This is a genomic window from Citrobacter sp. Cb031 (assembly GCF_030336725.1).
Lineage (GTDB): Bacteria > Pseudomonadota > Gammaproteobacteria > Enterobacterales > Enterobacteriaceae > Citrobacter > Citrobacter braakii.
Map to the genome: position 1 here is coordinate 825,421 of NZ_JAOWDA010000034.1, position 19,074 is coordinate 844,494.

At 53.3% G+C, this 19,074-nt stretch carries 20 protein-coding genes; 10 read left to right on the plus strand and 10 right to left on the minus strand.

Features of this window, described 5'->3' with window-relative positions; translation table 11 throughout:
* Positions 1-49 precede the first annotated feature (49 nt).
* A complete protein-coding gene (locus tag OGV93_RS20425; RefSeq protein ID WP_287110082.1) occupies positions 50-1,357 on the plus strand; it encodes a sulfurtransferase in 1,308 nt (435 codons plus the stop codon).
* 100 nt (positions 1,358-1,457) lie between these two features.
* Here OGV93_RS20425 and OGV93_RS20430 read toward each other — a convergent pair whose 3' ends face one another.
* Both OGV93_RS20430 and OGV93_RS20435 read right to left on the minus strand, forming a co-directional pair.
* A complete protein-coding gene (locus tag OGV93_RS20430) occupies positions 1,458-2,081 on the minus strand; it encodes a CDP-alcohol phosphatidyltransferase family protein (RefSeq protein ID WP_047358607.1) in 624 nt (207 codons plus the stop codon).
* Positions 2,074-2,643, minus strand: a complete 570-nt coding sequence (locus tag OGV93_RS20435) for a carboxymuconolactone decarboxylase family protein (protein WP_047417903.1) — start codon at positions 2,641-2,643, stop codon at positions 2,074-2,076. Before OGV93_RS20435 ends, OGV93_RS20430 begins: the two co-directional genes overlap by 8 nt.
* A gap of 79 nt (positions 2,644-2,722) precedes the next feature.
* Between OGV93_RS20435 and OGV93_RS20440 the strand changes: the two genes are divergently transcribed.
* Entirely contained in the window at positions 2,723-3,136 is a 414-nt protein-coding gene (locus OGV93_RS20440) for a pyrimidine (deoxy)nucleoside triphosphate diphosphatase (protein ID WP_032947020.1), read from the plus strand.
* On the opposite strand, the gene OGV93_RS20445 is transcribed toward OGV93_RS20440, so the two are convergent.
* Positions 3,096-3,371, minus strand: coding sequence for a YnjH family protein (locus OGV93_RS20445; protein WP_434532898.1), 276 nt, complete (start codon positions 3,369-3,371; stop codon positions 3,096-3,098). The two genes, OGV93_RS20440 and OGV93_RS20445, sit on opposite strands and share 41 nt — an antisense overlap.
* Before the next feature lie 237 nt (positions 3,372-3,608).
* Here OGV93_RS20445 and gdhA point away from each other — a divergent pair, with 237 nt between their 5' ends.
* The gene (gene gdhA, locus OGV93_RS20450; protein WP_016152833.1) at positions 3,609-4,952 is read left to right on the plus strand and encodes an NADP-specific glutamate dehydrogenase; all 1,344 of its coding nucleotides are present in this window, start codon (positions 3,609-3,611) and stop codon (positions 4,950-4,952) included.
* 63 nt (positions 4,953-5,015) lie between these two features.
* Here gdhA and topB read toward each other — a convergent pair whose 3' ends face one another.
* The 3 genes from topB to OGV93_RS20465 form a co-directional block, all read right to left on the minus strand.
* Positions 5,016-6,962, minus strand: a complete 1,947-nt coding sequence (gene topB / locus OGV93_RS20455; RefSeq protein WP_049282049.1) for a DNA topoisomerase III — start codon at positions 6,960-6,962, stop codon at positions 5,016-5,018.
* A 4-nt stretch (positions 6,963-6,966) separates the two neighbouring features.
* Complete coding sequence (selD, locus tag OGV93_RS20460; RefSeq protein ID WP_016152831.1) at positions 6,967-8,010, minus strand: selenide, water dikinase SelD; 1,044 nt, start codon at positions 8,008-8,010, stop codon at positions 6,967-6,969.
* Between the two features lie 116 nt (positions 8,011-8,126).
* A complete protein-coding gene (locus OGV93_RS20465; RefSeq protein ID WP_155574164.1) occupies positions 8,127-8,678 on the minus strand; it encodes an NAD(P)H nitroreductase in 552 nt (183 codons plus the stop codon).
* Positions 8,679-8,853: 175 nt separating this feature from the next.
* Between OGV93_RS20465 and sppA the strand changes: the two genes are divergently transcribed.
* The 5 genes from sppA (at position 8,854) to yajD (ending at position 14,387) form a co-directional block, all read left to right on the plus strand.
* Positions 8,854-10,710, plus strand: a complete 1,857-nt coding sequence (sppA, locus tag OGV93_RS20470) for a signal peptide peptidase SppA (RefSeq protein ID WP_016156312.1) — start codon at positions 8,854-8,856, stop codon at positions 10,708-10,710.
* A gap of 55 nt (positions 10,711-10,765) precedes the next feature.
* A complete protein-coding gene (gene ansA, locus OGV93_RS20475; RefSeq protein WP_016156311.1) occupies positions 10,766-11,782 on the plus strand; it encodes an asparaginase in 1,017 nt (338 codons plus the stop codon).
* Between the two features lie 14 nt (positions 11,783-11,796).
* Positions 11,797-12,435, plus strand: a complete 639-nt coding sequence (gene pncA, locus OGV93_RS20480; RefSeq protein ID WP_370602726.1) for a bifunctional nicotinamidase/pyrazinamidase — start codon at positions 11,797-11,799, stop codon at positions 12,433-12,435.
* A gap of 260 nt (positions 12,436-12,695) precedes the next feature.
* Positions 12,696-13,949, plus strand: a complete 1,254-nt coding sequence (gene chiD, locus OGV93_RS20485) for a chitinase ChiD (RefSeq protein ID WP_200011037.1) — start codon at positions 12,696-12,698, stop codon at positions 13,947-13,949.
* Positions 13,950-14,042: 93 nt separating this feature from the next.
* The gene (yajD, locus tag OGV93_RS20490; protein ID WP_003832478.1) at positions 14,043-14,387 is read left to right on the plus strand and encodes an HNH nuclease YajD; all 345 of its coding nucleotides are present in this window, start codon (positions 14,043-14,045) and stop codon (positions 14,385-14,387) included.
* Between the two features lie 44 nt (positions 14,388-14,431).
* Here yajD and OGV93_RS20495 read toward each other — a convergent pair whose 3' ends face one another.
* Together OGV93_RS20495 and msrB are read right to left on the minus strand one after the other, a co-directional pair.
* On the minus strand, positions 14,432-14,707 hold the full coding sequence (locus tag OGV93_RS20495; protein ID WP_016152817.1) for a YeaC family protein: 276 nt from the start codon (positions 14,705-14,707) through the stop codon (positions 14,432-14,434).
* A 42-nt stretch (positions 14,708-14,749) separates the two neighbouring features.
* The gene (msrB, locus tag OGV93_RS20500; RefSeq protein WP_016152816.1) at positions 14,750-15,163 is read right to left on the minus strand and encodes a peptide-methionine (R)-S-oxide reductase MsrB; all 414 of its coding nucleotides are present in this window, start codon (positions 15,161-15,163) and stop codon (positions 14,750-14,752) included.
* 341 nt (positions 15,164-15,504) lie between these two features.
* Here msrB and gapA point away from each other — a divergent pair, with 341 nt between their 5' ends.
* Positions 15,505-16,500, plus strand: coding sequence for a glyceraldehyde-3-phosphate dehydrogenase (gene gapA / locus OGV93_RS20505; protein ID WP_003030697.1), 996 nt, complete (start codon positions 15,505-15,507; stop codon positions 16,498-16,500).
* A 199-nt stretch (positions 16,501-16,699) separates the two neighbouring features.
* On the plus strand, positions 16,700-17,584 hold the full coding sequence (locus tag OGV93_RS20510) for a D-hexose-6-phosphate mutarotase (protein ID WP_080858692.1): 885 nt from the start codon (positions 16,700-16,702) through the stop codon (positions 17,582-17,584).
* 95 nt (positions 17,585-17,679) lie between these two features.
* Here OGV93_RS20510 and OGV93_RS20515 read toward each other — a convergent pair whose 3' ends face one another.
* Complete coding sequence (locus OGV93_RS20515; protein WP_287110087.1) at positions 17,680-18,534, minus strand: aldo/keto reductase; 855 nt, start codon at positions 18,532-18,534, stop codon at positions 17,680-17,682.
* Between the two features lie 178 nt (positions 18,535-18,712).
* Positions 18,713-19,066: a hypothetical protein gene (locus OGV93_RS20520; protein ID WP_287110089.1), complete on the minus strand. Its 354-nt coding sequence runs from the start codon at positions 19,064-19,066 to the stop codon at positions 18,713-18,715.
* Positions 19,067-19,074 lie beyond the last annotated feature (8 nt).

The following is a 19,074-nucleotide window of genomic DNA, read 5'->3' on the forward strand; positions in this document are numbered from 1 at the left end:
TAACTGGCGGCACAGAATGTCGTCCTCTTTTTCAACGTCGGGCTATTCGATGAAACGTGTTTCTCAAATGACCGCGCTGGCACTGGCTTTAGGGCTCGCTTGCGCTTCTTCCTGGGCTGCTGAAACAGCACAGACGCTCACCCTCAACCAGTTACAGCAAAAGCAAGGCGCGGCGATCGATACCCGTCAGAGCGCTTTTTACAACGGCTGGCCGCAATCGCTTAATGGTCCTTCAGGACACGAGCCTTTCGCACTGAACCTGTCTGCCGCCTGGCTCGACAAGATGAATGATGAACAACTCAGCGCCTGGGTTAAGGCACATCACCTGAAAACCGACGCGCCTGTGGCATTGTATGGCAGCGATACTGACATGCAGGCCGTCAAATCCCGCCTGCAGAAAGTCGGCTTTAACGCTATCTCAACCCTCAGCGATGCGCTTACGGACCCTGCCCGCCTGCAACGTCTGCCGCACTTCGAACAGTTGGTTTACCCGCAGTGGCTGCACGACCTTCAGCAGGGTAAAGAGGTGACCGCCAAACCGGCCGGTGACTGGAAAGTGATTGAAGCCGCCTGGGGCGCGCCGAAGTTGTATCTGCTCAGCCATATCCCTGGCGCGGGCTACATTGATACCAACGAAGTCGAAAGCGAACCGCTGTGGAATAAAGTGTCCGACGCGCAGCTCAAAGCGATGCTGGCGAAACACGGCATCCGCCACGACACCACGGTGATTTTATACGGCCGCGATGTCTACGCCGCCGCGCGCGTGGCACAAATTATGCTGTATGCAGGTGTGAAAGATGTTCGTCTGCTCGACGGCGGCTGGCAGACCTGGTCTGACTCAGGTTTACCGGTCGAACGCGGTACGGCACCAACGGTGAAGCCTGAACCTGATTTCGGCGTGACGATCCCTGCCCAACCGCAACTGATGCTGGATATGCAACAGGCTCGCGGTCTGCTGCATCGCCAGGATGCGTCTTTGGTGAGCATTCGTTCATGGCCGGAATTTATCGGTACGACCAGCGGCTATAGCTACATTAAGCCAAAAGGTGAGATCGCAGGGGCGCGTTGGGGCCATGCAGGCAGCGACTCCACCCACATGGAAGATTTCCATAATCCGGATGGCACCATGCGCAGCGCCGATGACATCGCCGCCATGTGGAAGCAATGGAATATCCTGCCAGAGCAACAGGTCTCATTCTATTGTGGTACCGGCTGGCGTGCTTCGGAAACGTTTATGTATGCCCGCGCAATGGGCTGGAAAAACGTCTCCGTCTACGATGGCGGCTGGTATGAGTGGAGCAGCTCTCCGAAAAACCCGATCGCCAGCGGTGAACGGGGTCCAGACGCCAGCAAGTAAGATTGTCATTTTTGCCGGATGCAGCGAGAACGCTTTACCCAGCCTACATAAACCATCGTTGTAGGCCAAATAAGCGAAGCGCATCCGGCAACGCACTACGTTACGCCTGACGCTGGACCGCTTTCAGCGTCAGATATCCGCTCCAGATCCGGGTGAACGTCGTCATCCAGCACAGCGCGCCAAAGACCCACGCCATTACGGCAAAATATTCCGGGAACAGACATCCCAACACAAACAGCAAAATCGTCTCGGTTCCTTCGGTCAGTCCGCCCAGATAATAAAACGATTTATGCGCATAACCGGGGTTATCAATCTGATGCTTTGCCGCCAGCGCGGCGAAGGCCAGAAAGCTGCTGCCGGTGCCAATAAACGCGAACAACAGCCAACCGCCTGCCAGCGCATTTTGCGCCGGCGCAGCAAGAATAAAACCAAACGGCACTAAGGCGTAAAACAGAAAATCGAGCGAGATATCGAGAAATCCTCCCGCGTCCGTTAGCCCTCTGCGCCGTGCCAGTGCCCCATCCAGCCCGTCAAACAGCCGATTGAGTACAATGGCCACCAGCGCCGCCATATACCAGCCTAACGCCAGAAATGGCAACGCCAGCACGCCAATAGCAAAACCGACCAGCGTAAGTCCGTCCGGGGTAATCGCCGGTTGATCAATGATGCCCACGCAGCGATGCAAAAGCGGTTTTAATCGCGGATGAAGATGGCGGTCAAGCATGCGGGCGTCCTTTAAAACTGTCGCACAGTCCCTGGGAGGGAATATCGAGAGCGGCATTAAAACGCGCCGAGAGATTTTGAAACGCAATCAGCGCGGTCATTTCAGTAATGGCGTCATCGGTAAAATATTGCTTCATCTGCGCTTTCAGCGCATCGTCAACCTGTGGTGGCGTTGCGGTGACCGCATCAGCATAGGCCAGCCCTACACGTTCTTCTGCGCTAAATAGCGTTGATTCTTGCCAGTTGGCAACCTGTAAGACTTTATCCAGCGCGCCGCAGCGTTCAGCCAGCCGTAAACTGTTGGCGTCAACGCAGAAAGCGCAGTGGCACACCTGAGAAACGCGGGTCATCAACAGCGCGCGCATCACCGGCGACAGGCGCGCCTTTTTACGCTCCAGATACCCGACAAACAGCGCCACCAGCCAGAACAGGAACGGCATCCGCCCCCACCAGCGCGTGGGATGCAGCACATCGCCATAATGTTTTTTCTGCGTAGCAACGAGCGGTTGCAAACTGGAAGGGATACGCGTTAACGGTTTTACCCACGACTGAGGATCGTTCAACGGTGGCTCCTGAATACTTTAGATAAAACAAAGATAACGATAGTATGTCATTTTCTACCGTTAGATCTTGATGAATATAATGAAAACCCTCGACGTGGTCGCCGCTATCATTGAACGTGATGGCAAAATTTTACTGGCTCAACGCCCGCAGCATGCGGATCAGTCAGGTATGTGGGAGTTTGCTGGCGGTAAGGTTGAGCCGGGAGAAAGTCAGCCAGAGGCGCTGGTCCGTGAACTGCGTGAAGAGTTGGGCATCGAGGCGGTCGTTGGGCGCTACATTGCCAGCCATCAACGCGAGGTTTCAGGCCGACTCATTCACTTACATGCCTGGCATGTACCGTCATATCAGGGGGAGCTGAAAGTGTATGAACATCAGGATATCGTCTGGTGTTCACCCGAAGAAGCACTGCGTTATCCGCTGGCGCCTGCCGATATCCCGCTATTAGAAGCGTTTATCCTTTTACGCGACGCCAGACCAGCGGATTCGTGCTGATCGTTTTATCATCGCGCTGGCACTGAAGCAAAACGCCATCCGCTTTAATCACCGCCCCTTCTGAGTAGTTTTGATCCTGATAAATACAGCACTGACTACAGGGTTGCGCCCGCTGACCGCTGGAACTGAACACTTCCGGCGGGACATTCACCTGCACGTCCGGGCGATAAAGCTGATTTGCCAGCGTCGCGCTGGACACCAGTGCCAACGCTCCTGCCATGATTATATGGCGCATATTCTTTCCTTTTTGACTGACAGTTATGCTCAGTATAACGGTATAAACCGGCAGAAACTTTAGCCCTTGCCATCATCGCTTTTGGTTATGACCCACGCCGCAATATTAATTTACTTAGCGCGGTTAATTTTTTCTTGCGTCCCGTCACACTGCTGATGTTATAGTCAAAAACTGCAAAACACTTAACACAAAAATCAAAAATATAACCATATCAATACATAAGAGGTACTTATATCTATGGATCAGACACGTTCTCTGGAGTCATTCCTTAACCATGTGCAAAAGCGCGACCCGAATCAGACCGAGTTCGCGCAAGCCGTTCGTGAGGTAATGACGACACTGTGGCCCTTCCTCGAGCAAAACCCGCGTTATCGTCAGATGTCGTTGCTGGAACGTCTGGTTGAACCGGAGCGCGTGATCCAGTTCCGCGTCGTCTGGCTGGACGATCGCAATCAGGTGCAGGTCAACCGCGCGTGGCGCGTGCAGTTTAGCTCCGCCATTGGCCCATACAAAGGCGGGATGCGTTTCCACCCTTCCGTGAACCTGTCGATCCTGAAATTCCTTGGCTTCGAGCAAACATTTAAAAACGCCCTCACCACGCTGCCAATGGGCGGGGGTAAAGGCGGGAGCGATTTCGATCCGAAAGGTAAAAGCGAAGGCGAAATCATGCGTTTCTGCCAGGCGCTGATGACCGAACTGTTCCGCCATTTAGGACCCGATACCGATGTTCCGGCGGGCGATATCGGCGTAGGCGGTCGTGAAGTCGGCTTTATGGCCGGGATGATGAAAAAACTGTCCAACAACAGCGCCTGTGTCTTTACCGGTAAAGGTCTCTCTTTCGGCGGCAGCCTGATTCGCCCGGAAGCTACCGGCTACGGTCTGGTGTACTTCACCGAAGCGATGCTCAAACGCCATGGCCTGGGCTTTGAAGGCATGCGCGTGGCCGTCTCTGGTTCCGGTAACGTGGCGCAATTCGCCATTGAGAAAGCCATGGAGTTTGGCGCGCGAGTAGTCACCGCCTCCGACTCCAGCGGAACTGTGGTCGACGAAAGCGGATTTACCAAAGAAAAACTGGCGCGTCTGTGCGCGATCAAAGACAGCCGCGACGGCCGCGTGGCGGATTACGCCCGCGAATTTGGCTTGACCTATCTGGAAGGCCAACAGCCGTGGTCGGTTCCGGTGGATATCGCCCTGCCGTGCGCCACCCAGAACGAACTTGATGTCGATGCGGCACGCGTGCTGATCGCCAACGGCGTGAAGGCTGTCGCCGAAGGGGCAAACATGCCTACCACCATCGAGGCCACCGATCTGTTCCTGGAAGCGGGTGTATTGTTCGCGCCGGGTAAAGCGGCCAACGCGGGAGGCGTAGCGACATCCGGTCTGGAAATGGCGCAGAACGCCGCACGTCTGGGCTGGAAAGCGGAGAAAGTGGATGCACGCCTGCACCACATCATGCTGGATATTCACCATGCCTGCGTCGAGTACGGCGGCGAAAGCAAGCAAACCAACTACGTACGTGGCGCCAACATCGCGGGATTCGTGAAAGTTGCCGACGCGATGTTGGGCCAGGGTGTGATTTAATTCAGATCTGTTGTTCCCGTAGGCTTGATGCGGCACACATGCCTTATCCAGCCTAAGAGCGCATTACAGGCCCGCCTCTTCAGATGGCGGGCTTTTTTTCGCCGTGCGTTTACGCGGCGCGCTCTTTTTCTTGTCACCACCACTACTACCCGGTGCGGCAATACCACGGAAGCGTCGTACCGGCGTGCTGCGCGCCTGATCGATTAGCTGATACAGCGTCCCCACCAGCGGCTGCATGAAATCCTGATATCGACACTGCTTTTCGCTGATTTGGGTCAGGATAGATTCCCAGTGCGCGGTCATATCCGGGCGCGTCGCCATTTCAGGCAGCGAATGAAACAGCGCTTTTCCGGCATCGGTAGAATGGATATAGCGCCCCTTCTTCACCAGGAAACCACGCTTAAACAGCAGCTCGATAATCCCGGCGCGCGTCGCTTCCGTTCCCAGTCCGTCCGTTGCGCGCAGGATCTTTTTCAGATCTTTATCCTGCACAAAGCGCGCGATTCCGGTCATCGCTGACAGCAGCGTGGCATCGGTAAAGTGCCGCGGAGGCTGGGTCTGTCGTTCAACCACTTCGCCTTTTTCGCACAGCAGCTCGTCGTCTTTTGCCACCACCGGCAGCGGCGTCCCGTCGTTATCTTCGTCGCGCTCTTTGTTGCCAAGCAGCGTACGCCATCCGGCCTCCGCCAGAAAACGGGCTTTGGCGACAAACTTACCTTTCGCGATATCCAGCTCAATAACGCACTTCCTGAATACCGCATCCGCGCAAAACTGCATCAGATATTGACGGGCAATCAGGTTGTATATCTTCGCTTCATTATCGTTCAGGTTGATGGACGAACTGCGCGCGGTTGGAATGATGGCGTGGTGCGCATCCACTTTTTTATCATCCCAACAGCGGTTTCGCGTATCGGGATTGACCGCCGGTTGCGGAAGCAGATCCGGCGCATGGACACTAATCGCGTTCAGCACCGCGTGACGTCCGGCAAAGTGTTCTTCCGGCAGATAACGGCTATCCGAACGCGGATAGGTGATCAGTTTATGGGTTTCATACAGCTTCTGGCAGATATCCAGAACGTTTTGCGCACTTAAGCCAAAGCGTTTCGCCGCTTCAATCTGCAACGCCGACAGCGAAAACGGCAACGGCGCGGATTCTGATTCCCGTTTATCGTTATAGCTGGTGACAATCGCCGGCTGACCGTTAATGCGGTTTACCACGTGTTCAGCCAGCGAGCGATTCAGCAAGCGCCCTTCTTCATCCTGATGCGGCTCACACGCTTCGCTCGGCTGCCAGATAGCGGTAAACCGCTCATCGGCGGGCGTCACGATATGCGCCTTTACCTCGAAGAAGTCTTTGGCAACGAAGTTTTCAATTTCTTCATCGCGACGCACAACCAGTCCGAGCACCGGCGTTTGCACGCGCCCGACCGAAAGTACGCCCTGATAGCCCGCGTTACGCCCCAGAATGGTATAAGCGCGCGTCATGTTGATACCGTACAGCCAGTCCGCCCGCGCTCGCGCCAGTGCCGACACGCACAGGGGGATGAACTCACTGTTGGCGCGCAGACGCTCAATCGCTCGCTCGACGGCCTGCGGGTTGAGGTCGTTAATCAGGCAGCGTTGCACCTGCTGGCGCTTTTCAGGGGCCAGTTGCAGGTAATCCAGCACTTCATCCACCAGCAGTTGTCCTTCACGATCGGGGTCACCTGCGTGAATGACTTCACTGGCCTCATGCAAAAATCGCTTAATAACGTTGAGCTGTTTGGTCACCGAGGGACGCGGCTGCAGTTGCCACTTTTCCGGGACAATCGGCAGATCAACCAGACTCCAGCGAGCATAACGACTGTCGTAGGCATCTGGCTGCGCCTGCTCAAGCAGGTGACCAATACACCAGGTCACCACTTGCCCGTTTCCGCACTCGATAAAACCGTCACCTTTGCGATGCGGCTTCGGCAGCACATCGGCGATAGCGCGCGCCAGACTCGGTTTTTCGGCAATAAACAACCGCATCGAGTTAACGGATCTCAACCATGGCGCGACCGCCACGAGCTTCCACTAACTCACCAATCGCAGTGAGGTCGATGCCAAACTGCGCCGCTGCCGCTTTAACTTCGGCTTCAGCTTCCGGCGTTACCGCTAACAGCAGACCACCGGAAGTTTGCGGATCGCAGAGCAAATCGCGAACCGACTGCGGCATTTCACCCATCAGGTGTCCGTAGCTGGCAAAGTTACGCTGGGTACCGCCCGGCACCGCGCCCTGCGCGATGTATTCTTCAACACCTGGCAGCTTAGGAATAGCCTGGTAGACGATCTGCGCCTGAACGCCGGCCCCCTGACACATCTCGCTCAGATGCCCCAGCAGCCCAAAACCGGTAACGTCGGTCATGGCTTTCACGCCGTCGATATCGGCAAATGCCGCCCCGGCAATGTTCATCCGGCACATCACTTCCGTCGCCAGCCCTTTGTGCTCGTCCTTCAGCAGCGATTTTTTCTCTGCGGTGGTCAGGACACCAATACCCAGAGGCTTGGTCAAAAACAGCTTGCATCCCGCCTCGGCGGTGCTGTTTTTCTTCACGCGTTCGGTTGGAACAACGCCGGTTACCGCAAGACCAAAGATAGGTTCAGGGGCATCGATAGAGTGCCCCCCCGCCAGCGCGATACCCGCCTGACGGCAGGCAAAGCGTCCGCCTTCGGTTACTTCGCGGGCGATTTCCGGCGCCAGCTTATCAAGCGGCCAGCCCAGGATAGCAATTGCCATAATCGGTTTGCCGCCCATGGCGAAAATATCGCTGATGGCGTTGGTGGCGGCGATGCGGCCAAAATCAAACGGATTATCGACAATCGGCATAAAGAAATCGGTGGTGCTGATTACGCTGGTGCCGTTTCCCAGATCGTATACAGCCGCGTCGTCGCGGGTTTCATTACCCACCAGTAAGTTTGGATCAACAAACTTCGCCTGCTCACTGTGCAGGATAGTTTCCAGCACTTTTGGGGAAATTTTACAACCGCAACCGGCTCCGTGGCTGTATTGCGTTAAACGAATAGCTTGCTCGCTCATGGACATCTCCTGTCATTGCAATCCGGATATGGTAGCGCTCATTCCATGATGTGGTAAGAGTGACTGTCTGAATTCGGGTGCCTTTGCTCATAATCCAGACAGTTTTGCCGTTGATATCAGAAATAACGGACGAATGCGCTCGGATCGGCAAGGGTAATCGTCGTGGATGCTTTCAACTGTGGTGTGCCCAGATAGAGAAAACCGACGATTTTATCCTGTGGGCGACAGTCAAACGCTTCGCGGACGACCTCACTTTCGGTTAATGCGCCACTGCGCCAGATACCGCCAAAGCCCTGGGCAATGGCAGCCATCTGCATGGCCATCACCGCACAACCGGCAGACATTTCCTGTTCCCATAGCGGAACCTTGTCGTTTGCTTCACATTTCGCTACCACGGTAATAATCAGCGGTGCGCGAAACGGCGCGCTGCGCGCTTTTTCCTGGGCCTTCTCATCGCTGTCAGATGCAATAGCCCCTTTTTCAAGCACGGCGGCAAAGCGTTCACGCCCTTCGCCCTCAATGACAAAGAATTGCCACGGTTGCAGCGTTTTGTGGTCCGGCGCGCGCATTCCCGCACGCAGAATATTTTGCAGTTGTTCTCCTGCCGGGGCCGGTTCGACGAGACGAGAGGCGCTACGACGGGTCATAAGTAATTCGAGTGCATCCATTTGCTTAACTCCAACAATGAAATTTGTTCACAAAATTAACACGTGAGCGGATTTTGTTACAGCACAGGCGGTGATTCCTGCTGACAAGTGCCTGTCGGGTCATTACGATAGCCTCATCTTATCGCCTTTCTCCGGGATTTCGGGGTGGCGTGTTGTTAATTGGTAGGGAGAATACATGCGAACCCTGTGGCGATTTATTGCCGGATTTTTTAAATGGACATGGCGATTACTCAATTTCGTCCGTGAATTTGTGCTTAACCTGTTCTTCATCTTTTTGGTGCTGGTTGGCGTGGGCATCTGGATGCAGGTCAGCAGCAGCAACACCAGCGAACACGCTGAGCGAGGCGCGCTACTGCTGGATATCTCCGGGGTGATTGTCGATAAGCCTTCGAGCACCAGTCGTTTAAGCGTTATTGGCCGTCAGCTGTTTGGCGCCAGTTCCGATCGTCTGCAGGAAAACTCTCTGTTTGATATCGTGAATACGATTCGCCAGGCAAAAGATGATCGCAACATCACCGGCATCGTGATGGATCTGAAAAATTTTGCCGGGGCAGACCAGCCTTCCATGCAGTATATCGGCAAAGCACTGCGGGAATTCCGCGACAGCGGTAAACCGGTCTTTGCCGTGGGCGATAACTTCAGCCAGGGGCAGTATTACCTCGCCAGTTTTGCTAACAAAATTTACCTCTCTCCGCAGGGTTCCGTTGATCTGCACGGCTTTGCCACCAACGGTCTGTACTACAAGTCCCTGCTCGATAAGCTGAAAGTTTCCACGCACGTATTCCGCGTCGGGACCTATAAGTCTGCCGTAGAACCGTTTATCCGCGATGATATGTCTCCTGCCGCGCGTGAAGCCGACAGTCGCTGGATCGGCGAGCTGTGGCAGAACTATCTCGACACGGTCGCCGCCAACCGCCAGATCCCAGCTCAGCAGGTGTTCCCTGGCGCACAGGCGATGCTGGACGGTTTGACGAAGGTCGATGGAGATACGGCGAAATATGCGCTCGACAACAAACTGGTGGATGCACTCGCCTCCAGCGCCGAAGTCGAAAAAATGCTGACCAAACAGTTTGGCTGGAGCAAAGCGGATAAAAACTATCGCGCCGTCAGCTATTACGATTATTCGCTGAAAACGCCGGCGGATACCGGAGACAGCATTGGCGTTATCTTCGCGAACGGCGCGATTATGGACGGTGAAGAAACCCCAGGAAATGTGGGGGGCGACACCACTGCCGCACAAATCCGCGAAGCACGTCTCGATCCGAAAGTGAAAGCTATTGTTCTGCGCGTGAACAGTCCTGGCGGCAGCGTCAGCGCCTCGGAAGTCATTCGTGCTGAGCTGGCTGCGGCAAAAGCGGCGGGTAAACCGGTTGTCGTGTCCATGGGCGGCATGGCGGCCTCCGGTGGCTACTGGATCTCCACCCCAGCCAGTTACATTGTGGCAAACCCCAGCACTTTGACCGGTTCAATCGGGATCTTTGGTGTGATCAACACCGTAGAAAACAGCCTGGATTCCATTGGTGTACATACCGATGGCGTGGCCACTTCCCCGCTGGCGGATATCTCCATAACCAAAGCGTTACCGCCTGAAGTGCAGCAAATGATGCAATTGAGCATTGAAAATGGCTATAAGCGCTTTATCACGCTGGTCGCGGATGCACGTAAGACAACCCCTGAGCAGATTGACAAAATCGCGCAGGGTCACGTCTGGACCGGTCAGGATGCGAAAGCCAACGGACTGGTAGACAGCCTCGGTGATTTTGACGACGCCATCGCGAAAGCGGCTGAGCTTGCCAAGCTGAAACAGTGGCACATTGCGTATTATCAGGATGAACCGACATTCGTCGATATGGTAATGGACAGCATGTCAGGCTCCGTTCGCGCCATGCTGCCCGAAGCTATTCAGGCCATGCTCCCGGCGCCGCTTGCTTCTGCGGCCAGTGCAGTTAAAGCGGAAAGCGATAAGCTGGCCGCGTTTAACGATCCGCAAAACCGATATGCGTTTTGCCTGACCTGCGCCAACGTTCGCTAACAATTGCCCCCTCTTCGGGATGAAGAGGGGTTTTCATTGAGACAGAAGAAAAGTCATGCAAAAGAAATCGATTTACGTTGCCTATACCGGCGGTACCATCGGTATGCAGCGCTCAGAACAGGGTTATATTCCTGTTTCTGGTCATCTCCAGCGTCAACTGGCATTGATGCCTGAATTCCACCGCCCGGAGATGCCAGACTTCACCATCCACGAATACGTCCCGTTGATGGATTCCTCCGACATGACGCCGGAAGACTGGCAGCATATTGCGGAAGACATTAAAGCACACTACGACGATTACGATGGTTTTGTCATTCTGCACGGCACCGACACCATGGCGTTTACGGCTTCAGCGCTCTCTTTTATGTTGGAGAACCTGGGTAAACCGGTAATTGTGACCGGGTCACAAATTCCGCTGGCAGAGCTACGTTCAGACGGGCAAATCAATCTGCTCAATGCGCTGTACGTTGCGGCAAATTACCCGATCAATGAAGTCACCCTGTTTTTCAACAATCGACTGTTTCGCGGCAACCGTACCACTAAAGCGCACGCCGATGGCTTTGACGCCTTTGCCTCACCCAACCTTGCGCCGCTACTGGAAGCTGGGATCCACATCCGTCGACTGGGAACACCGCCAGCACCGCACGGCGCAGGAGAACTGATTGTTCATCCTATTACTCCACAACCGATTGGCGTGGTCACCATTTATCCAGGTATCTCCGCTGATGTGGTGCGTAACTTCCTGCGCCAGCCGGTGAAAGCGTTAATTTTGCGCTCCTACGGCGTGGGCAATGCACCGCAAAATAAAGAGTTTCTGCAAGAACTTGAAGATGCGAGCTCACGTGGCATTGTGGTGGTGAACCTGACCCAGTGTATGTCCGGCAAGGTAAACATGGGTGGCTACGCGACGGGTAATGCCCTCGCCCACGCTGGCGTGATTGGCGGCGCGGATATGACCGTCGAAGCCACGCTCACCAAATTGCATTATTTACTCAGTCAGGGACTGGATGTGCAGAGCATTCGTGAAGCAATGACGCAAAATCTGCGCGGCGAGCTCACCCCCGACGAATAAAGGAGTCTATGCCCATGGCCCGAGCCTTACTGTTGGTCGATTTACAAAATGACTTTTGTGCCGGCGGCGCTCTCGCTGTTCCGCAAGGCGATAGCACAATCGAGATTGCCAACCGTCTGATTGACTGGTGCGCCCTACGCGGCGACACGGTTGTTGCCAGTCTGGACTGGCATCCGGCTAATCACGGTAGTTTTGCCAGCCAGCATCGGGTCGCCCCCTACAGTCAGGGACAACTGGATGGTCTGGCGCAAACGTTCTGGCCCGATCATTGCGTGCAAAACAGCGAAGGAGCGGCCCTGCATCCGCTGCTGAACCAGCGTGCGATAGCGAAAACCTTCACCAAGGGCGAGAACCCGCTGGTCGACAGTTACAGTGCGTTTTTTGATAACGGTCGTCGTCAGGCAACCACGCTGAACGCCTGGCTGCTCGAACACCGTATTGCTGAGCTTATTATCATGGGTCTGGCTAGCGACTATTGCGTTAAATTCACCGTTCTGGATGCGCTCGATCTTGGTTATACCGTCAGCGTTATTACCGACGGCTGCCGTGGCGTCAATATTCAACCACAGGACAGTGCAGAGGCGTTTATGGAAATGGCCGCAGCGGGCGCGACGCTGTATACGCTTGATGACTGGCTGGAAACCCATCGCTAATACTTTAAAACGCCTTATCCGGCCTATTGAATTTGCGCATGTATGCAAATCTGTAGGCCTGAAAAAGGACTTGCGTCAACAATCAGTAATGTTTGCCCCAACCGATACAACCTACCAGAAATGGTTTGCCGCTTCGCCGACATGACGTGAACCTCTTCGCATTTTTCCTGTTATGAAACTGTTAACCTGCAGATGCTGTTTTTTTCGCCACGCCATTTCCGTGGCGTGTTTGCTTGTTTAAATGTCAAAGAGGAACACCGATGAAACTATTGCCTTTGTTGGCAGCATTACCCCTGCTTTGCGCCAGCGTTGTTTCCGCCAGTTCACTGATGTCAGTTGGCTACTTCAATGGTGGCGGCGACGTCACTGCCGGTCCTGGTGGTGACATCAATAAACTGGATGTTCGTCAGATAACCCATCTCAACTATTCGTTTGGCCTTGTCTACAACAACGAAAAAGACGAGACCAATGACGCCTTAAAAGACGCCGGCAAGCTGCATCAGATTTGGCTTTCACCGAAAGTGCAGGATGATTTACTGAAAATTCCACAGTTGCGTAAACAGAATCCGAACCTGAAAGTATTGCTTTCCGTCGGTGGTTGGGGGGCACGTGGATTCTCAGGCGCGGCGGCAACGAAAGAATCGCGGGCGGTGTTTATTCAGTCTGCTCAGGAGATAATTGCGAAATATGGCCTTGATGGCATCGACCTCGACTGGGAATATCCGGTCAACGGCGCCTGGGGACTGGTCGAAAGTAAACCGGCCGACCGAGCTAACTTTACCGCGCTGTTAAAAGAGCTCCGCGCCGCATTGGGGCATAAAAAACTACTGACTATCGCCGTGGGCGCAAATGCGGAAAGCCCGAAAAGCTGGGTGGATGTGAAAGCCATTGCGCCATCGCTCGACTACATAAACCTGATGACCTATGACATGGCTTACGGTACGCAGTATTTCAACTCGAACCTGTACGATTCGACACAATGGCCGACAGTCGCCGCGGCGGATAAGTACAGCGCTGATTTTGTGGTCAACAACTATCTTGCTGCCGGTCTAAAAGCGAGTCAGATGAACCTGGGCATTGGTTTTTATGGTCGCGTACCGAAACGCGCTGTTGAGCCAGGCATTGACTGGAGCAAACCTGACGCACAGAAAAATCCTGTTACCCAGCCCTATTTCGAGCCCGCGCAAATTGAATTGTTCAAATCACTGGGCGTCGATCTGAGCAAAGATACCTATGTGAAGTACAACGATATCGTGGCGAAATTGATCAACGATCCGCAGAAGCGCTTTAGCCAGCATTGGGATGATGAAGCAAAAGTGCCGTGGCTGTCAGTGCAGTCTGTGGAGGGAAAAGCGCTCTTTGCCCTCTCCTATGAAAACCCGCGCTCGGTAGCGATCAAGGCTGACTACATCAAGAGCAAGGGGCTGGGAGGCGCCATGTTCTGGGAATACGGTGCGGATGACCAAAACCAGTTGGCTAAGCAGTTAGCCGATTCGTTAGGCATCAAACACTGATCCCAACGCCTGACACAATAGGTTATGATTATCGCATTCTGCTGCGCCAGCTTTTGGCGCAGCTTTTCATTTTCTACTGGAGGCATGAGCTTTATGGCTTTTATCCCTAAAAATTACGCCCGTCTGGAAGTCGGTTACCGGGAAAAGGCGCTTAAACTCTTCCCCTGGGTCTGCGGACGTTGTTCCCGTGAGTTCGTGTATTCAAATTTGCGCGAATTGACGGTACACCATATCGATCACGATCACTCCAATAACCCGGAAGATGGTAGCAACTGGGAAATGTTGTGCCTGTACTGCCACGATCACGAACATTCGAAATATACGGAAGCGGACCAGTATGGTTCAACGGTGGTTGCAGGCGAAGATGCGCAGAAGGCGGTGGGCGAAGCGAAATATAATCCATTCGCCGATCTGAAGGCGATGATGAACAAGAAATAACTTCAACTGCGGGCCCGACATAGATGTTTGCCGGGCCTGAGTAATCAGGATTTAAACGTCGCAATGGGTTCGGGCGTAATACCAAACTCCACTTTCAACTGCTGCTTACTCTTCATCACCATCTCACCGTTGGTATCAATCGTCATATGCTGCGCGTCAATATTGTTTCGCGCCTGCCACAACATCACCAGCTGTAAGCAGTTCTCTTTTTGTTCTGCCGTTAGCGCCACGCCATCCGGCCATTTTCCGAGTTCAACGGCAGTTGATAAGCGCTGATAAACTTCCGGCGTCATGCTGTTGATCATCTCATCAAGATTCATGTTAAATCCACTCTCCGTAGAATAATTTGCTGAATCGTTTCTTCAGCCTTTGGTCTGCTCACCGTTTTCACCATCGGTGAAGTTCAAAGAGGCTGAGTTAACGCAGTAACGTTCACCGGTAGGTTGCGGACCATCCGGGAAGACGTGCCCCAGGTGCGCATCACAGTTACCACAGCGGATTTCAATGCGCTGCATACCGTGTGAAGTATCTTTAATGTAACGGATAGCCTCTGCGCTGACAGGCTCGTAAAAGCTGGGCCAGCCGCAGCCAGAGTCATATTTTGTCTCGGAACGAAATAGCGGTTTGTCACAGACCAAACAGTGGTAGATTCCGTCACGCTTGTTGTGCAGCAAACGCCCGGTAAATGGCGGTTCTGTCCCGTGATTCTGCGTCACGTAGAACTGCATTTCGGTTAAATTTTTTTTTAGTTCTTCTGGAGAAGGTTGATTAGCCATTTGCTCACATCTCGCTTTATCTAAACTCACATCGCGAGACAGATTCTAACAAAACATTAACACCAGAGTGCGAACTTTTGTTCTAAACTTGATCCGTGCGAAATGGCAGCCTGCAATTCGTGATCACAATCACGTTTTTATCTTGATTGCCCTTTAAAATTCGGGCCGCCGACCCCATGTGGTTTCAAGCCCAAAGGAAGAGTGAGGCGAGTCAGTTGCGCAAAGCTTAAGCAGCAGATTGATTTGTCGCAATGATTGACACGATTCCGCTTGACGCTGCGTAAGGTTTTTGTAATTTTACAGGCAACCTTTTATTCACTAACAAATAGCTGGTGGAATATATGACTATCAAAGTAGGTATCAACGGTTTTGGCCGTATCGGTCGCATTGTTTTCCGTGCTGCTCAAGAACGCTCTGACATCGAGATCGTTGCAATCAACGACCTGTTAGACGCTGACTACATGGCTTACATGCTGAAATATGACTCCACTCACGGCCGTTTCAACGGTACCGTTGAAGTGAAAGACGGTCATCTGATCGTAAACGGTAAAAAAATCCGTGTTACCGCTGAACGTGATCCGGCTAACCTGAAATGGGACGAAGTTGGTGTTGACGTAGTAGCTGAAGCTACTGGCCTGTTCCTGACAGATGAAACCGCTCGTAAGCACATCACTGCTGGCGCGAAAAAAGTGGTTCTGACTGGTCCGTCCAAAGATAACACTCCGATGTTTGTTAAAGGCGCTAACTTTGACAAATACGAAGGTCAGGACATCGTTTCTAACGCTTCCTGCACCACTAACTGCCTGGCTCCGCTGGCTAAAGTTATCAACGACAACTTCGGCATCATCGAAGGTCTGATGACTACTGTTCACGCGACCACCGCTACTCAGAAAACCGTTGATGGCCCGTCTCACAAAGACTGGCGCGGCGGCCGCGGCGCATCCCAGAACATCATCCCGTCCTCTACCGGTGCTGCTAAAGCTGTAGGTAAAGTACTGCCAGAACTGAATGGCAAACTGACTGGTATGGCGTTCCGCGTTCCTACCCCGAACGTATCTGTTGTTGACCTGACCGTTCGTCTGGAAAAAGCTGCTTCTTACGAAGAAATTAAGAAAGCAATCAAAGCTGCTTCCGAAGGCCCGATGAAAGGCGTTCTGGGTTACACCGAAGACGACGTAGTATCTACCGATTTCAACGGTGAAGTTTGCACTTCCGTGTTCGATGCTAAAGCTGGTATCGCACTGAACGACAACTTCGTGAAACTGGTATCCTGGTACGACAACGAAACCGGCTACTCCAACAAAGTTCTGGACCTGATTGCTCACATCTCCAAATAAGTTGAGATGAAACAGTAATCTGTAAGAGCGACTCAGGTCGCTCTTTTTTTTGCCTGAAGATACCCGTCATACTTCAAGTTACCGGTGTGTTGGCAATGCTCTCTCACCCGAATCACTTACTTCTGTAAGCTCATCGGGATCGTTCACTTGCCGCCGTCCTGCAACTCGAATTATTTAGGGTAAAAAAAAGGATTGCATAATGATTAATAAAATTTTTGCACTTCCGGTAATCGAACAAATTACCCCGGTCCTCTCCCGCCGCCAGCTTGATGAACTTGAGATTCTTGTGGTCGATCATCCACAGGTTAAAGCATCTTTCGCACTGCAGGGCGCACATCTTCTTTCCTGGAAACCCAACGGCGAAGAGGAAGTCCTGTGGCTAAGTAACAATACCCCGTTTAAAGCCGGCGTAGCGCTGCGTGGCGGCGTACCAATTTGCTGGCCGTGGTTTGGCCCGGCTGCTCAGCAGGGTCTGCCTTCTCATGGTTTTGCCCGCAACCTGCCATGGACGCTGAAAGCGCACAACGAAGACGACAATGGCGTGGTGCTGACGTTTGAATTGCAAAGCAACGCTGAAACGCGTCAGCTATGGCCGCACGAGTTCTGCCTGCTGGCCCGTTTCAAAGTAGGTGCCACCTGTGAAATGGAACTGGAAGCCCACGGTGAATTTGAAACCACCTCTGCGCTGCATACCTATTTCAACGTCGGTGACATTGCGGCAGTAAAAGTCAGTGGACTTGGCGATCGCCTGATCGACAAAGTGAATGATGCTAAAGAAGATGTGCTGGCTGATGGTATCCAGACCTTCCCGGACCGCACCGATCGTGTCTATCTGAATCCGCAAGCGTGCAGCGTTATCCATGATGATGCGCTCAACCGCAATATCGACGTCGTCCATCATCACCATCTGAATGTCGTGGGCTGGAACCCGGGTCCGGCGCTGTCCGTTAGCATGGGCGACATGCCGGATGACGGCTATAAAACGTTTGTTTGCGTAGAGACGGCTTACGCGACCGCGCCGCAGAAAACCCGCGAAGAAAAACCATCACGCCTGGCACAAACTATCCGCGTTGCTAAACGCTAAAATTGTGTCTGTAGCCTGACGGAACTTGCGCCTTATCCGGCCTACCAAACATTGCGTTGGCCGGATAAGAAGCGTGAGCATCGCCATTCGGCAAATCAGGCCATATCCAGCGCCGTTTTACCCTTTGGCGCTGGATATGCCTTATCTAACTGCTTCAGCTCATCAACAGAGAGCGTTATCTCCAGCGCGGCGGCATTTTGTTCGACATGCGCTATGCTTGCCGCTTTTGGAATCGCCATCACGCCCGGCAGACGGATCACCCATGCCAGCAAAATCTGCGCAGCACTAACATTGTGCGCGTGCGCGATGTCGTTCACCACAGAATGAGAAAGCAAGTCACCGCGCAATCGCCCCGCCTGAGCCAGCGGACTGTAAGCCATGACCGGCATCTGCTGCTGCTGGCACCACGGCAGTAAATCATATTCAATACCGCGCGATGCTAAATGATAAAGCACCTGGTTAGTGGCACATTCCCGCCCACCTGTGACTTGCCATAACGCCTGCATGTCATCGTAATCGAGATTAGAGACGCCCCAGCGGCGGATTTTCCCCTGCGCAATGAGTGCTTCCATGGCATCAACGGTCTCAGCAAATGAAAAACGGCCCGTCCAGTGGAGCAAATAGAGATCCAGATAATCGGTTTTTAGTCGACGCAGGCTCGCCTCACAGGCGGCAATGGCTTTCTGACCACCGGCATTCCAGGGGTATACTTTCGAGACTAAAAAAGCGCTATCACGACGCCCGATTAATGCTTCACCCACTACCTCTTCCGCTGCACCATCTGCATACATTTCGGCGGTATCGATCAACCGCAGACCGAGATCCAGACCAGCCCGCAGCGCTGAAACCTCTTCCCGGCGTCGGCAAGGATCCTCGCCCATGTACCATGTTCCCTGCCCAATAGCAGGCAGCGATACCTGCTTTGTAAACATCACCTGTTTCGCTGTCATCGCGCCCTCCTGTGTTAATGCACCACAGTAAAGCAAAACAACTGGCATGTGTCCTGTTAGGGTGCACAAATTGCACCTTCTAAGATTGGAAGTTGACCGCTATGGCAACGGCAATAAAAAACCCGGGAACAAACAATGCTCCCGGGCCGAATGACAGAAAATCTTAACTGCACTGCGGTTATTTTAAGCGACCTAAATATTTCCCCTCTTTCATCGCGTTAATTTTCCCGTTTTTATAGACAATGACGGTAATCAAGCCCGCGCTATAAGACTGAGCGTCTGCATTGTTCTCATCATTTGCCGCAGCTTTGCCATTAATATAAGCAATACCATCAGCGCCACGTTTAAAGTCTACGCCCAGTTTATTCATATGCACGGGTGTGATTTTACTGGCTTGCAGCGGAGCATTAGCATCGCTGACCATCGTTTTATGTTCATGCTGTAACTGCTGACGGTAAGCCTCGCTGATGGCATAGGCTGGTGCAGCCGCAGATGTTGCGACCAGTGCAGCGATAATTATTAATTTCTTCATAAGTTACA